The organism is Candidatus Protofrankia datiscae (assembly GCF_000177615.2).
In the GTDB taxonomy this organism is placed as follows: domain Bacteria; phylum Actinomycetota; class Actinomycetes; order Frankiales; family Frankiaceae; genus Protofrankia; species Protofrankia coriariae.
This window is the reverse complement of sequence record NC_015656.1, coordinates 4674727-4689772: the sequence shown is the minus strand read 5'-3', so window position 1 is coordinate 4689772 and position 15046 is coordinate 4674727. Positions and strand designations below refer to the sequence as shown.

The window sequence follows — 15046 nt, the reverse complement described above, 5'->3', positions numbered from 1 at the left end:
GCCATGGGGATCCTCGACCCGTACAAGGGATTCGGCGTCACCTTCTCGACCATGTTCAAGAAGCCGACGACCGAGCAGTATCCGGAGGAGAAGAAGCCGACCGCGCCTCGTTTCCACGGCCGCCACCAGCTCAACCGGCATCCCGACGGGCTGGAGAAGTGCGTCGGCTGCGAGCTGTGCGCGTGGGCCTGCCCAGCCGACGCGATCTACGTGGAGGGCGCGGACAACACCGACGAGGAGCGTTACTCCCCCGGGGAGCGCTACGGGCGCGTCTACCAGATCAACTATCTGCGCTGCATCCTGTGCGGCCTGTGCATCGAGGCGTGCCCGACCCGGGCGCTGACCATGACCAACGACTACGAGCTCGCCGACGACAGCCGGTCGGATCTCATCTTCACCAAGGAACAGCTGCTCGCCCCGCTGGGCGAGGAGATGACGGCGCCGCCGCATCCGATGTACCTCGGTGACAGCGAGACGGACTACTACCGGTTCGACCCGAACCGCAGCGGCCCCTTCGACGCATCCGGCCTTGCCGCCACGGGTGCCGGCAAGGGTGCCGACGCCAACGTGCCCGGTCAAGACAGCGAACCGGAGCCGGTCCGATGAGCGCGCAGATCCTGGCCCAGGCGGCGGGGGAGTTCACCCGGACGTCCACCGGTGAGGCCGCGACGTTCTGGGTGCTCGCGCCGGTCGCGGTGCTCGCGGCGCTGGGCATGGTGCTCGCCCGCAACGCCGTGCACGGGGCCCTGCTGCTGGTGACGAACCTTTTCTGCCTGGCCGTCTTCTACATGCTGCAGGACGCCCCGTTCCTCGGCTTCGTGCAGATCGTCGTGTACACCGGGGCGATCATGGTGCTGTTCCTGTTCGTGCTGATGCTGGTCGGGGTGGACTCCTCCGACTCCCTGGTGGAGACCCTGCGCGGTCAGCGGGTGGCCGCGATCGTCCTGGGAGTCGGGTTTGCCGGGCTGCTGGTGTTCCCGATCGGCGGAGTGATCGACAACGGCACCACCGCGGCCGGGCTCGCGGCCGCCAACGACGGCGGCAACATCCAGGCGATCGCCCGCCTGCTGTTCACCGACTACGTGTTCGCGTTCGAGATCATTTCCGCGCTGCTCATCATCGCCGCGGTCGGCGCCATGATCCTCGGGCACCGGGAACGGGTCGACGGCAAGGTGACGCAGCGGGAGATGCTGCGGCGTCGGTTCGCCGAGGGAGGCCGGGTCACGCCGGTTCCCGGGCCGGCCGTCTATGCCCGGCCCGAGGGCACCCGGCTGCCGGCGGGCCTGCCCGGCGGTGGCACCGATCCCGGCGCGGGCCAGGGCGCCAGGGATGTCGGCGGGGACATCGGGGGCAACGGCGACGGCGGCAACGGCGCCGAGACACACGCCCGCGGGAATCCACGTCCGGTCAGGGCCGGGAAGGGGACGGACCGGTGAACCCCTCGAACTATCTGATCCTCGCCGCACTGCTGTTCACCATCGGCGCGGTCGGCGTCCTGCTGCGCCGTAACGCGATCGTCGTCTTCATGTGCGTCGAGCTGATGCTGAACGCGGCGAACCTGACCCTGGTCACCTTCTCCAGGATCAACGGCACCCTGGACGGCCAGATCATGGCGTTCTTCGTGATGGTGGTGGCCGCGGCCGAGGTGGTCATCGGCCTGGCAATCATCCTCACGATCTTCCGAACCCGCCGGTCCGCCTCGGTGGACGACGTGAACCTGCTCAAGTACTAGCCAGTTCCCCAGGTGTGCCACCGGTGACGACCTCACCAGGCGCCGGTGGGACGTGGTGGCCGGAACCCCGGTCACGGCAGAACGGACGATGAGTGCAGTGACGCATACACCCCACGGCCATACGGACCGTGTCGTCACATGTGGTGTCACATGTGGTGCCGGCGCGTCTGGCGGCAGGGCATCCGATGGCCGTGCATCCGACGGCCACCTGCCAGACGAGCACCTTCCTGGTGGCCACCTGCCTGACGGCCGCCTCTTCAATGAGCATCTCTCCGCTGACCACCTCCTCAGTGACCACCTCTCCGATGACGAGGTACGCCATGCCGCATGAGGTGGGACACGAGGTGGGATACGCGGCGGCCAGCGGCGTGTTCTCGGCGACGTGGCTGCTGCTGGTGCTGCCGCTGGCGGGGGCGCTGATCCTGCTGCTCGGCGGGCGGAGGACCGACCGCTGGGGCCATCTGCTGGGCACCGCGGCCTCCGCGGCGAGCTTTGTCGTGGGGCTGGTGCTGTTCTTCGAGCTGCGCGGCCGTGGCGCCGAGGACCGGCAGGTCGCCCAGCACCTGTTCTCCTGGATTCCGGTCAACGGTTTCCAGGTGGACGCCGGTCTGCTCTTCGACCAGCTGTCCGCGGTCTTCGTGCTGCTGATCACCGGCGTGGGGACGCTGATCCACGTCTACTCGATCGGTTACATGGCGCATGACCCCGGGCGGCGCAGGTTCTTCGCCTACATGAACCTGTTCCTGGCGTCCATGCTGCTGCTCGTCCTCGGGGACAACTTCCTCGTCCTGTACGCGGGCTGGGAACTGGTCGGCCTGTCGTCCTTCCTTCTGATCAAGTTCTGGGAGTACAAGCCGGCCGCGGCGACCGCGGCCAACAAGGCCTTCTACATGAACCGGGTCGGTGACGTGGGGCTCGCCCTGGCCATCATGCTGATGTTCGCCACGGTCGGCAGCACGAACTACGACTCGGTGCTCGGCGCCGCCGCGGCCGACATCATCGGGTACGGCACACTGACCGCGATCGCCCTGCTGCTGCTGCTCGGCGCCTGCGGGAAGTCCGGCCAGTTCCCGTTGCAGGCATGGCTGCCGGACGCGATGGAGGGCCCGACCCCGATCTCCGCGCTCATCCACGCCGCCACCATGGTGACCGCCGGGGTCTACCTCATCGCCCGCGCCAGCCCGATCTTCACCGAGACCCAGGCCGCCCGGACGGTGGTCGTCATCATCGGCGCCGTGACGATCATTATCGGCTGCGTCATCGGCTGTGCCTACGACGACATCAAGAAGGTGCTTGCCTACTCGACGGTGAGCCAGATCGGGTACATGTTCCTCGCCGTGGGGCTGGGCCCGGCCGGTTACGCGCTCGGCATCGCGCACCTGCTGGCACACGGCTTCTTCAAGGCCGGCCTGTTCCTCGGATCCGGCTCGGTGATCCACGCGATGGACGACGAGCAGGACATGCGGAAATACGGTGGTCTGTGGCGGCTGATGCCGGTCACCTGGGTCACCTTCGGCCTCGGCTACCTGGCCATCATCGGTCTTCCCCCGCTGTCCGGGTTCTTCACCAAGGACAAGATCATCGAGACTGCCTTCGACAAGGGCGGCACCAGCGGGTACCTGCTCGGCCTGACCGCGCTGCTCGGCGCGGGCATCACCGCCTTCTACATGACCCGGCTGTTCCTGCTGACCTTCCACGGGGAGCGCCGCTGGTCGTCCTCGGGCGAGCGGGCCAAACACCCCCACGAGTCCCCGACGGTGATGACCGGGCCGATGGCACTGCTGGCCGTGGGCTCGGTGTTCGCCGGTGGGCTGTTCATCGTCGGCGGCACCCTGCAGGACTGGCTGGCACCGGTGCTCGGCGAGAGCCACGAGGAGGGCGCGCGCACGCTCTCCCCGGCGGTGGTCACGGCGCTGACCCTGCTGGTCGCCGCCGGCGGCTTCGCCGGGGCCTACCTGCGCTACCAGCTCCGCCCGGTGGAGGCCGTCGCCCGCCCCGACTCCGAGGTCGGGCTGGTCACCGTGGCCGCCCGACACGATCTTTACGCCAACACGTTCAACGAGGCCGTGTTCATGCGCCCGGGGCAGTACCTCACCCGTTTCCTGGTCTGGCTGGACACGGTCGGGGTGGACGGGCTGGTCCGGGGCGCCGCCGCCGGGATCGGCGGCCTGTCCGGGCGGCTGCGCCGCACCCAGACCGGGTTCGTCCGCTCCTACGCGCTGTCGATGTTGGGAGGTGCTGTCCTCGTGGTTGTGGCGGCGCTGCTGGTAAGGGCCGGATGACGTGAACAGTTTCCCGTGGTTGACCCTCCTGCTGATCATCCCGGCCGCCGCGGCGGCCGTCGTCGCGGTCGTCCCGCGGCGGCTGGGCACGCTGGCCAAGCAGATCACCCTGGCGGTCACGCTGGTGGAGTTCGTGCTGGCGCTGCTGGCGACCATCGCGTACGAGCCGGCGCGGACCGGCTTCCAGTTCGCCCAGAAGTACTCCTGGATCAAGCAGTTCGGCATCTCCTACTCGGTGGGTGCCGACGGGATCTCGCTGGTGCTGATCCTGCTCGCGACGCTGCTGGTGCCGATCGTCGTCCTCGCCTCCTGGGACGAGGTCGATGCCGCCTCCCCGGACGGCACTCCCGTGGTGGGCAGGCGCAGCGTCCCGGCGTTCTTCGCGCTGTTGCTCACGCTCGAGGCGGGGATGGTCGGGGTGTTCGCCGCCACCGACGTCTTCCTGTTCTACGTCTTCTTCGAGGCGATGCTGATCCCGATGTACTTCCTGATCGGGAGCTACGGGCCGGTCAAAGAGCAGGCGCAGCGGTCCTACGCGGCGGTGAAGTTCCTGCTGTACAGCCTGCTCGGCGGGCTGCTCATGCTCGCCGCGGTGATCGGTCTCTACGTCGTCTCGGCCGACCAGCTCGGCACCGGCACCTTCGACTTCGCCACCTTGCGTCAGCTGGATATCACCCCTGGTGTGCAGAAGCTGCTCTTCCTGGGCTTCTTCATCGCCTTCGCCATCAAGGCGCCGCTGTTCCCCTTCCACACCTGGCTGCCGGACGCGGGCGCGCAGTCGCCGACCGGCGGCGCGATCCTGCTGGTGGGCGTCCTGGACAAGGTCGGGACCTTCGGGCTGATCCGCTACTGCATCCCGCTGTTCCCGGACGCGTCGTCCTACTTCGCGCCCATGGTGCTCGCGCTGGCGGTGATCGGGATCTTCTACGGGGCGCTGCTCGCCATCGGCCAGCGGGACATGAAACGCCTGGTGGCGTACACCTCGCTGGCCCACTTCGGCTTTATCGCGATGGGTACCTTCGCGCTGACGTCGCAGGCGGGCACCGGCGCCGTCCTCTACATGGTCAACCACGGGCTGTCGACGGGCCTGCTCTTCCTCGTCGTCGGCTTCCTGGTGGCCCGGCGCGGCAGCCGGGACGTGAGCGCCTACGGCGGTATGGCACAGGTCACGCCGGTGCTGGCCGGTGTCTTCCTCATCGCGGGGCTGTCGTCGCTGGCGCTGCCCGGCCTGAACAGCTTCGTCAGCGAGTTCCTGGTGCTGGTCGGGACCTTCACCCGATACCGGGCACTGGCCATCGTGGCCACCTGCGGCATCGTGCTCGCCGCGATCTACATCCTCTATCTCTACCAACGGACGATGACAGGACCGTTGGTATCCGAGGATGCTCGTGGAGTGCTCGATCTCAGTGTCCGGGAGAAGATCGTGGTCGCGCCGGTGGTCGCCCTGATCATCGCCCTCGGCATCTACCCGAAGCCGCTCATCGACATCGTCCGGCCGACCGTCACGGCCACGTTCGAGGACGCCGGGCACACCGATCCCGCACCAACCGCCCCCGTGAACGCAAGCCAGACCGGAGGCCACTCGTGAGTGCCACAGCATCCGCCATCGCCGGCCCGCAGGTGCTGGCCCAGGGCGCGCAGGGGACGATCGACGTCCCGGCGATCCAGTACAGCGCGCTGAGCCCGATCCTCATCGTCTTCGGGGTGGCGCTGGCGGGTGTGCTCGTCGACGCGTTCGTGCCGGCGAAGGCCCGCCGGGTCATCCAGCCGTTGCTGGCCGCGGCCGGGTTCGTGGCCGCGTTCGTGGCGGTCGTCCTGCTGCATGCCCGGCGGCAGGTGCTCGCGGCCGGGGCGCTGGCCATCGACGGCCCGACCCTCTTCCTGGAAGGCGCCATCCTGCTCTTCGCTCTGCTGGCGGTGTTGCTGGTCGCCGAGCGGCGGCTGGACTCCTCCGGCGGGGCGATCGTGGCGTCGGCGGCGATCACACCGGGGTCACCGGGCGCGACCGCCCAGCGTTCCTCCGCGGAGGTGCAGACCGAGGCGTACCCGCTGATGGCGTTCTCGGCGGCCGGGATGCTGCTGTTCGTCTCCTCCAACACGCTTCTGATCATGTTTGTCGCGCTGGAGATCCTCTCCCTGCCGCTGTACCTGCTCACCGGCCTGGCCCGCCGCCGTCGTCTGCTCTCCCAGGAGGCGGCGATGAAGTACTTCCTGCTCGGCGCCTTCTCCTCGGCGTTCTTCATCTACGGCCTGGCCTTCGTCTACGGCTACGCCGGCAGTGTCAACCTCGGCCGGATCGCCGATGCCGCGGGCACGGTCGGCGCGAACGACACCTACCTCTACCTGGGGATGGCCCTGCTCGGCATCGGCCTGTTCTTCAAGATCGGCGCCGTGCCGTTCCACTCCTGGACACCGGACGTCTACCAGGGGGCCCCGACCCCGATCACGGCCTTCATGGCCGCGGGCACGAAAGTGGCGGCGTTCGGCGCGCTGCTGCGGCTGTTCTACGTGTCCTTCGGTGGGCTGCGCTGGGACTGGCGGCCGATAGTCTGGATCATCGCGATCCTGACCATGGTTGTCGGTGCGGTGTTGGCACTGACCCAGCGTGACATCAAGCGGATGCTTGCCTACTCGGCGATCGCCCACGCCGGCTTCCTGCTCACCGGGCTTGCCGCGGCCAACAGCGACGGGCTGAGCGGCTCCCTGTTCTACCTGGTCGCCTACGGCTTCACCACGATCGCCGCGTTCGGTCTGGTCACCCTGGTGCGGACGGGGGACGGTGAGGCGAGCGACCTGTCCCAGTGGCAGGGGCTCGGGCGGCGCTCCCCGGTGCTCGCGGGGATCTTCGCCTTCCTGCTCCTCGCCCTGGCCGGCATCCCGCTCACCAGCGGATTCACCGGGAAGTTCGCCGTCTTCGAGGCCGCGATCGCCGGTGACGCGACACCGTTGGTGGTCGTCGCCCTGGTCACCAGCGCGATCGCCGCGTTCTTCTACGTCCGAGTGATCGTTCTGATGTTCTTCCAGGAACCGGGTGCGGACGGCCCCATAATTGTCACTCGTCCGACACTCACCTACGCGGCCGTCGGCATCGGCGCGGTCGTGACGCTCCTACTGGGAGTCGCACCACAGCCCCTGCTCGATCTCGCCGGCACCGCGGCCACTTCCGGCTTCGTACGCTGAGGCCCCAGGGAACCTACATATGAGCGCAACGGGGTTGGATCTTGTGGGGATCAGGGCTGACCCTGATCTGGAGCAGGCTGTCCGTCGTGGCCTCTACGGGGTCGAACGGATGCTGCGCGACGCCGTTCGCAGCGACGTGCCGTTCGTCACCGAGACGTCCCGGCATCTGGTGGACGCCGGTGGCAAGCGTTTCCGGCCGATGGTCGTGCTGCTCGCGGCCCACTTCGGTGACCCGGAGGCCATCGGTGTGCTGCCGGCCGCGGTGGCCATCGAGCTCACCCACCTGTCGACGCTGTATCACGACGACGTCATGGACGAGGCGCCGCTGCGGCGGGGAGCGGCGTCGGCGAACGTCCGCTGGACCAACACGATCGCGATCCTCACCGGCGACTTCCTCTTCGCCCGGGCCTCGGACATCACCGCCGACCTGGGGCCGGAGGCGACCCGCATCCTGGCCCGTACGATCGCGACCCTGTGCGAGGGGCAGATCCGGGAAACCGTCGGGTCGCTACCGGGGCAGGATCCAGTCGAGCACTACCTGCGGGTGATCAGGGAGAAGACCGCGTCACTGATCGCCACCTCCGGCCGGCTCGGCGCGATGCTCGCCGGGGCCGATCTGATCACCGTGGATGCTCTGGCCGCTTTCGGTGACTACTTCGGGGTGGCCTTTCAGCTTTCCGACGATCTCATCGATGTCGCCTCCGACCAGGCCGCATCCGGCAAGACACCCGGGACGGATCTGCGGGAGGGGATTCCCACGCTGCCGGTGCTCTACGCGCTGGAGGATGACGACGCCGCCGCGGCCCGGCTGCGCAGCCTGATGAAGGACGGCTTCGCCGTGGAAGGCGCGCTCGCCGAGGCGCTGGACCTGCTGCGCGGCCATCCGGCCATGGGACGTGCCCGCCGTGAGGTGGCGCGCTGGGCAGGCCAGGCACGTGACTGCCTGGCCGTGTTGGAGAAGGGGCCGGCCAGAACCGCGTTGGAGGCGCTCGCCGACTACGTGATCGACCGCACTGGCTGACCCGTCCACAATCGCGCCTGAACCGCGCTCGAACCGCACCGGGCGGTCCGCACGCGTCGGATGTGAGCGGCGGGCGCGCCCGGATGGTCCTCGGGTGTGCCGGATGGTCGTTGTGGGAGCCGCGCGGGCGGTGCGGCCCCCACCCCGTGGAATCTGATCGTTTCCGATTTATCTGCTTTATCTGCTCAGTGGCAAGAATGGCGGAGGACCGTAGAACTCGATCAGTTTGGTGGCCTTGTCACGCAGTGACCCGTTCTCCCCGGCCGAGGACGGCTGCGGGGCCGCCTGGGCAGCCGGCGCCGCGGCGCCCGTTACCGCGGCGGAGGATGCCGGCGGCTGGCTGGCCGCGGCGCTGCTCCCGGTGGTTGCCGGCAGCGCTGTCGGGGACAGGGTCGCCGACGGGGCGGGTGTGGGGGAGACGCCCGCCGAGGTGGCTGTCGGGATGGGTGTCCCAGCCAGCGGCGTCTGACCTGTTTCGAAACCGCGCAGTGTGGTCGTGGTCGGCTGGCCAGTTGGTTCGCTGCTCCCGCCGACGTCGATCGGACCTGTTACCGCCCCGCTCGGGAAGGCCGGCTGCTCGGTGGCGGACTGTGTTGTTGGCGCGGGCGTCCCGGCCAGCAGGCCGGACCCGTCGGGGATGGCGCCGGAATAGTACGAATACGTGGGATACGGGGACTCGGGATAGGTGGCGACAGCCTGCGGGAGATCCGCACCAGCGGAGCTGGGAGCACCGGCTGCCAACAGCGAGTCGTTCCCGGTGGAGCCTGCGCCAGGTAGGCCAGAGCCAGGGGTGGTGACGATCCGTGGCGGCGGGGCGACCGGCCGTGCCACCGGCCTGTGCACACTGCGAGGAGTTCTGTCCGCCGTCCCCTGCAGGACCGACGGTGAGCTTCCCAGCCCGACCGATGGTGCTGTGGCGGCTGCCCCGAGATCGACGACCTGTTCGTCATGGGCGCCGGCCAGGGCTATACCGGTGAGCAGGGCGGAGATCCCGGCAAGGGAAGCGGTACCGGTGGCGACCAGCCGGTTGCGGCTCAGCCTGGGCTGCCCGGCTGCGGGCTGTCTGACGGCGGGCTGCCTGACGGGGACATCTCGGTGCGCGCCGCGACGTGTGCCGCGTGCCTGCCTGTCGGCCGGCCGTGCCCTGTCCGCGCCGAACGGGGACGGCCCGCTCAGCGTGTCCGGTTCGCCGGAGCCCGTCAGTTGCTGACGGGGGATGAACATCGCTCCCGGGCGTGCCGGCAGCACCGTGGGGAACACCGGTGCGCCCGGTTGCGGCCGAGCGCCCAGGCCGGTGTCGCGTTTCCGGAAGATCCGTGGTGATCTGACGGGTTCGGCTGCGCCAAGGCCGTCGGTGACGGTCGCGCTGACAGCGGTCTTCGTGTCGCTCGACGTGCCGCTGGCCGCGGGCGTACGGGTGGAACCGGTCCGGTGAGGGGCGCCCACTGCCTGCTTCCGTGAGTGCCGGGCAGCGGAGTGGTTACCCACGGCTCACCTGGCCCGCCACGGGAAGCGATACCCGGGGAGAACGAGGAGAGCGAGGAGAACGCTGTCGGGCCTGCCGGCAACGGGACGATCTGTCCTGCACTGTTCCTCCGGATCGGTAGCTTACTGTAGCCCCCCGAGCTGTAGCCCCCGAGCCCCACCACCCGCCAACTGTTATGAAGATCCAGAAAAGCGGATTCGGGATGCCGAACAGATCACAATGCTAGCCGACCGATCGCGGATATTTCGACGCCATATGAACAACGGTCCATCAAAGGTGTTATTCACTCCGTTGAGCGACCTGCCGGTGACCGGCAACCCGAAGCGGTCCGACATCCGAGGTGGCTCAGGGGAGCCGGCCCGGTTCGGCCGGGACCTCGGAGGCGAAAATCGTAGCCGCATTCTTCGGCGGCCCAGGTTTTTCAGGACTGGCTGGTACGCAAAAAATCGCATCACAAAAAAGCACACAAAAAGAAGATTTTACGTTCTGTCGGTCGGCCGGTACACGCCGGGCCCGGCGAGTGTGCGCAGAACCTGTGGCCGGGTGCCCTTCGACGCCTGTCGTCAGGAGCCGACCGGCCGGACCGCTCCCCGGTGGATCCCGGTCTGACGCGACCGCGGATCCACCGGAGACAATCCCAGGAACGATCGCTAGGAAACCGTCCAGGTGTCGCCACTGCCCAGCAGCTGTATCAGGTCGCCCTCGCCCTGGCGGGCCCGGGCATCGGAGATCTGGCCGTTGAGCTGCTCGTCGTAGGTAGGCAGGTCGATGTCCCGGAAGACCCCGATCGGCGTGACCCCGGCCGAATCGCCCGTCAGCCGGGACAGCTCGAACGCCAGGCCCGGCTCGGCCGCGTGGGCGTCGTGGACCAGCACGCCGTCGTCGGTCGCGGCGCACACCTCCAGCTCGCCGCCCGGAGCACGGCGGATGCCCTTGTCACGCTCCACGCCGAACACCAGCGGCTCGCCGTGGACCAGCCGCAGGGTCGCGTCGTCCTTGGACGAGCGGTCCTTCAGGGCGTCGAACGCCCCGTCGTTGAAGATGTTGCAGTTCTGGAAGATCTCCACGAAGGCCGAGCCGGGGTGGGTGGCGGCCGCGCGCAGCACCGAGGTCAGGTGCGCGCGTTCGGAGTCGATCGACCGGGCCACGAAGGACGCCTCGGCACCGAGCACCAGCGAGATCGGGTTGTAGGGCCGGTCCAGCGAGCCGTACGGAGTCGACTTCGTGATCTTCCCTACTTCTGACGTGGGGGAGTACTGGCCCTTGGTCAGTCCGTAGATCCGGTTGTTGAACATCAGGATCTTGATGTTGACGTTGCGGCGCAGCGCGTGGAGCAGGTGGTTGCCACCGATGGACAGCGCGTCGCCGTCACCGGTGACGACCCAGACCGACAGGTCCGGCCGCGAGACCGCGAGGCCGGTCGCGATGGCCGGCGCCCGGCCGTGGATGGAGTGCATCCCGTAGGTCTTCAGGTAGTACGGGAAGCGCGAGGAGCAACCGATGCCGGAGATGAACGCGATGTTCTCGCGGGCGATCCCGAGTTCCGGCAGGAAACCCTGGACGGTGGCCAGGATGGCGTAGTCACCGCAGCCGGGGCACCAGCGGACCTCCTGGTCGGAGGTGTAGTCCTTGCGGGTCTGCGGCCGGCTGGCGGCGGGTATGAGGTCGAGCAGCCGGTTGGTGATACCGGTCTGGTTCGTCGTGACGGTCACTACTTGATCACGTCCTCCAGGACACCCGCCAGTTCGGCGGCCTTGAACGGAAGCCCACGGACCTGGTTGTAGCCGATGGCGTCGACCAGGAACTCCGCTCGGATCATGGCCCTGAGCTGGCCGAGGTTCATCTCGGGGACGAGGATCCGGTCGTAGGCGCGCACCACGTCGCCGGTGTTCTCGGGGAACGGGAACAGGTGGCGCAGGTGGGCGTGGGCGACCTGGAGCCCCTTCGCGCGGACCCGCCGGCACGCGGCCGCGATCGGCCCGTAGGTCGAGCCCCAGCCGAGGACGAGTACCCGGGCCTGACCGGAGGGGTCGTCCACATCGAGGGCGGGGATGTCGCGCGCGATACCGTCGATCTTCGCCTGGCGCAGGCGCACCATGCGGTCGTGGTTCGCCGGGTCGTAGGAGATCCCACCGGAGCCGTCGGCCTTCTCCAGACCGCCGATGCGGTGCTCCAGCCCGGGGGTGCCGGGCACGGCCCACGGCCGGGCGAGCGTCTCGTTGTCGCGAAGGTACGGCCAGAACTCCGGGCCGTTGTCGCCGGTGTGGTTCGGCCCGGTCGTGAACGTCACCCGCAGGTCGGGCAGGTCGGCCCGGTCGGGCAGCAGCCACGGCTCCGAGCCGTTGGCGAGGTAGCCGTCCGAGAGCAGGATGACGGGTGTGCGGTACTTCGTCGCCAGCCGGGCGGCCTCGATGGCGGCGTCGAAGCAGTCCGCCGGGGAGCGCGGGGCGATCACCGGCAGCGGCGCCTCGCCGTTGCGGCCGTGCACGGCCATGCTGAGGTCGGCCTGCTCGGTCTTGGTGGGCAGCCCGGTGGACGGCCCGCCCCGCTGGATGTCGACGACGAGCAGCGGGAGCTCGAGGGTCACCGCGAGGCCGATGGTCTCGGTCTTCAGAGCCAGGCCGGGCCCGGACGTCGTGGTGACGCCGAGCGAACCGCCGAAGGACGCGCCGAGAGCGGCACCGACACCGGCGATCTCGTCCTCGGCCTGGAAGGTCCGTATCCCGAACCGCTTGTGCCTGCTCAGCTCGTGCAGGATGTCGGAGGCCGGGGTGATCGGGTAGGAGCCCAGGAACAGCGGCAGCCCGGTGAGCTCGGCGGCGGCGATCAGCCCGTAGGACAGCGCGAGGTTCCCGGAGACGCGGCGGTAGCGGCCGGGCTTCATCCGGGCCGGGGCGACCTCGTAGACGACGGCGAAGGTCTCGGTCGTCTCACCGTAGTTGTAGCCGGCACGCAGCGCCGCGATGTTCGCGGCGGCGATCTCGGGGCGTTTCGCGAATTTTTTCTCAAGAAACGCGACGACACCGTCGGTGGGCCGCTGGTAGAGCCAGCTCATCAGACCGAGCGCGAACATGTTCTTCGCCCGCTCGGCCTCTTTCTTGTTGACGGTGCCGGTGCTGCTTTCCAACGCGTTCACCGCGTCGATGGTCATCGACGACAGGGGTACCCGGTGCACCCGGTATCCATCGAGGGTGCCGTCGGTGAGCGGGTCGGAGGAATATCCGGCCTTCTTCAGGTTGGCGCTGGTGAAGGCGTCGGTGTTGACGACGAGGTCGGCGCCGGTCGGCAGGTCCTTCAGATTCGATTTCAACGCCGCGGGGTTCATCGCCACCAGCATGTTCGGGGCGTCCCCGGGCGTCAGAATGTCGTGATCGGAAAAATGAAGCTGAAATCCTGACACGCCGGCCGGGGTGCCGGCTGGGGCGCGAATTTCGGCCGGGAAGTCCGGTAGGGTGGACAAGTCGTTGCCGAACGCCGCCGTCTCACTGGTGAACTGTTCTCCGGTGAGCTGCATCCCGTCGCCCGAGTCGCCCGCGAAGCGGATGACGACCCGGTCGAGTCGATGAATTTGACGATCCCTGACCTGGCCTGACACGTTGTGTAACCTCCTCGGGTACCACTTGAGCGTACCGGTCGGACTATTGGCGTGGGGCGCAACGTCCCGACGGGGTCAGGTCCGTGTGATGAATATGACACATCCCGATGGGAGCGGCGCGTCGGCCAACTGGTGGGATGTCTGCGATGAAATAATCTGCGGCCTTCTGGCGCGAATGACAAAAAATTTGAATTTTGTCAGGATATCCGCAAATTTTGTGTAAAAATTGTGTGATTAGACGTGCCAGCTAGTCTTCTCCATGTTATCAGGCAACCGCCTCGTACCTGTGCCGCTACCTGTGCCGCACCTGTTGTGAGGAGACGCGGGGAACGCGTGGGTGGGCGAGCCCCGTGTCCGGTGGGACGGGCCCGACGGGGCTGGTGGAGCCGTGCCAGCCACGCCGCCCGCGGCATCACTCCCTATGACTCCCTACGGGGCCTACGGCCCCACACACTCCTTTTACGGGGCCTACGGCCCCACGCGCAGGACCCACGGCCAGCGGGGCGCGCGGCCGTGCCGCGGACGGGAATCCCCTGGCCCGGTGCGCCCGGGCGGGGTAGCCGGTGGGAGCATGGCCAGGTGAGCGGGCAGGCGGATGCCGCCAGCGGCGATGTTGTCAGCAGCGGTGCCGCCAGCAGCCATGCCGCCAGCGGCGTCGACACCGCCGCGCGGCCCGCGGGCCGGCCGGTGCCCACCGCGGCGGGGCCGCGGGTCGGGATCGTCGGCCTCGGCCGGGCGGGCAGCGCGCTCGGGACGGCGCTGTCGGGCGCCAACTGGCCGGTGGTCGCGGTGCACGCGCGTTCCGCGGCGGCCCTGGAACGGGCCCGGCTCCGCTTTCCGACGGCGTCGATCGGGACGCCGGCATCGGTGGTCGAAGCGTCAGATGTGGTTATTCTCACAGTTTCTGACGACGCCATCGAAGATGTCGCCAGAAGCGTCGCCGCCGCCGGTGTCCTGCGGGCCGGGCAGGTCGTCGCGCACGCCAGCGGACGGCACGGCACGGACATCCTGCACCCCGTGCTCGCCCACGGGGCGTTCCGCGCGGCGGTGCACCCGATCATGACTTTGAGTGGCACCGACGACGACGCGGGCCGGCTGGTGGGCGCCGGGTTCGGGGTGACCGCGGACCCGGGTGCCCAGTCGGTCGCGAACGCGCTGGTGACCGCTGTCGGCGGCCGGGTCGTCCCGGTGCCCGAGCGGGCCCGCACGGCCTACCACGCCGCCATCGTCCTGGGCGCCAACTACCTGGCGACGCTGGTCACGGCCATGCTGGAGCTACTGGCGGCCCTCGGCGTCGACCAACCGGCGGGCGCTGTCGCGCCGCTGCTGGAGCAGTCGCTGCGCGGCGCCGTCGAGCGTGGCCCGGCGGCGCTGACCGGCCCGGTCCGGCGTGGGGACGCCGGGACGGTGCGGGCGCACCTGGACGCCCTCGCGGCGCATGACCAGGCGGTGGCATCGGTGTACGCGGCCCTGGCCGCCCTCACCGTGGACCAGCTCGAGCGGGCGGGGCTGGCCGGTGGTGAACCGGCCAGCGGCATCCGCGACGTCCTCCGCGCGGCCGGCGGACAGGGCCTCGCCGCACCGGGCCCAGGCACACCGGGCCCGGTCACACAGGATATGGATTCGGGTCGCCAGTTGGGCAACCAGTGAATCGTTGGTGCTTGATTGTTCTCCCAGTGAGAGCGATGTTGCGATTGGTGACCACGTGTGGTGGGAACGCTCCTGGTCGATCCGGGCGTTGCTATGGACG

The 15046-nt window shown here is 68.9% G+C and carries 11 protein-coding genes; 8 read left to right on the top strand and 3 right to left on the bottom strand.

Going from position 1 to position 15046, the window contains the following annotated elements; genetic code table 11:
- Nucleotides 1–3: 3 nt before the first annotated feature.
- The 7 genes from nuoI to FSYMDG_RS19685 all read left to right on the top strand — a co-directional run bounded on the left by nuoI (nt 4) and on the right by FSYMDG_RS19685 (nt 8215).
- A complete protein-coding gene (gene nuoI, locus FSYMDG_RS19715; protein ID WP_013875150.1) occupies nt 4–606 on the top strand; it encodes an NADH-quinone oxidoreductase subunit NuoI in 603 nt (200 codons plus the stop codon).
- A complete protein-coding gene (locus FSYMDG_RS19710) occupies nt 603–1436 on the top strand; it encodes an NADH-quinone oxidoreductase subunit J (protein WP_013875149.1) in 834 nt (277 codons plus the stop codon). Before nuoI ends, FSYMDG_RS19710 begins: the two co-directional genes overlap by 4 nt.
- Entirely contained in the window at nt 1433–1732 is a 300-nt protein-coding gene (gene nuoK / locus FSYMDG_RS19705) for an NADH-quinone oxidoreductase subunit NuoK (protein WP_013875148.1), read from the top strand. Before FSYMDG_RS19710 ends, nuoK begins: the two co-directional genes overlap by 4 nt.
- Nucleotides 1733–2052: 320 nt before the next feature.
- Entirely contained in the window at nt 2053–4014 is a 1962-nt protein-coding gene (gene nuoL / locus FSYMDG_RS19700; protein ID WP_043607153.1) for an NADH-quinone oxidoreductase subunit L, read from the top strand.
- Between the two features lies 1 nt (nt 4015).
- Nucleotides 4016–5602, top strand: a complete 1587-nt coding sequence (locus FSYMDG_RS19695; RefSeq protein ID WP_013875146.1) for an NADH-quinone oxidoreductase subunit M — start codon at nt 4016–4018, stop codon at nt 5600–5602.
- A gap of 17 nt (nt 5603–5619) precedes the next feature.
- Entirely contained in the window at nt 5620–7194 is a 1575-nt protein-coding gene (nuoN, locus tag FSYMDG_RS19690; RefSeq protein ID WP_047221682.1) for an NADH-quinone oxidoreductase subunit NuoN, read from the top strand.
- Nucleotides 7195–7213: 19 nt separating this feature from the next.
- Nucleotides 7214–8215, top strand: a complete 1002-nt coding sequence (locus FSYMDG_RS19685) for a polyprenyl synthetase family protein (RefSeq protein WP_013875144.1) — start codon at nt 7214–7216, stop codon at nt 8213–8215.
- Between the two features lie 177 nt (nt 8216–8392).
- Here the strand turns inward: FSYMDG_RS19685 and FSYMDG_RS19680 are convergent, their stop codons facing one another.
- The 3 genes from FSYMDG_RS19680 to FSYMDG_RS19670 form a co-directional block, all read right to left on the bottom strand.
- Complete coding sequence (locus FSYMDG_RS19680; RefSeq protein WP_043604060.1) at nt 8393–9661, bottom strand: hypothetical protein; 1269 nt, start codon at nt 9659–9661, stop codon at nt 8393–8395.
- 690 nt (nt 9662–10351) lie between these two features.
- Entirely contained in the window at nt 10352–11413 is a 1062-nt protein-coding gene (locus tag FSYMDG_RS19675) for a 2-oxoacid:ferredoxin oxidoreductase subunit beta (RefSeq protein WP_013875142.1), read from the bottom strand.
- Nucleotides 11413–13296, bottom strand: a complete 1884-nt coding sequence (locus FSYMDG_RS19670; RefSeq protein WP_013875141.1) for a 2-oxoacid:acceptor oxidoreductase subunit alpha — start codon at nt 13294–13296, stop codon at nt 11413–11415. Before FSYMDG_RS19670 ends, FSYMDG_RS19675 begins: the two co-directional genes overlap by 1 nt.
- A gap of 579 nt (nt 13297–13875) precedes the next feature.
- Between FSYMDG_RS19670 and FSYMDG_RS19665 the strand changes: the two genes are divergently transcribed.
- Nucleotides 13876–14946 carry a Rossmann-like and DUF2520 domain-containing protein gene (locus FSYMDG_RS19665; RefSeq protein WP_013875140.1) on the top strand — a complete coding sequence of 357 codons (1071 nt, stop codon included), beginning with the start codon at nt 13876–13878 and terminating at the stop codon, nt 14944–14946.
- The last annotated feature ends 100 nt before the right edge of the window (nt 14947–15046 follow it).

Coding starts and splice junctions, on each gene's coding strand:
- nuoI (WP_013875150.1), top strand. CDS start 4: ATGGGGATCCTCGACCCGTACAAGGGATTCGGCGTCACCTTCTCGACC.
- FSYMDG_RS19710 (WP_013875149.1), top strand. CDS start 603: ATGAGCGCGCAGATCCTGGCCCAGGCGGCGGGGGAGTTCACCCGGACG.
- nuoL (WP_043607153.1), top strand. CDS start 2,053: ATGCCGCATGAGGTGGGACACGAGGTGGGATACGCGGCGGCCAGCGGC.
- FSYMDG_RS19685 (WP_013875144.1), top strand. CDS start 7,214: ATGAGCGCAACGGGGTTGGATCTTGTGGGGATCAGGGCTGACCCTGAT.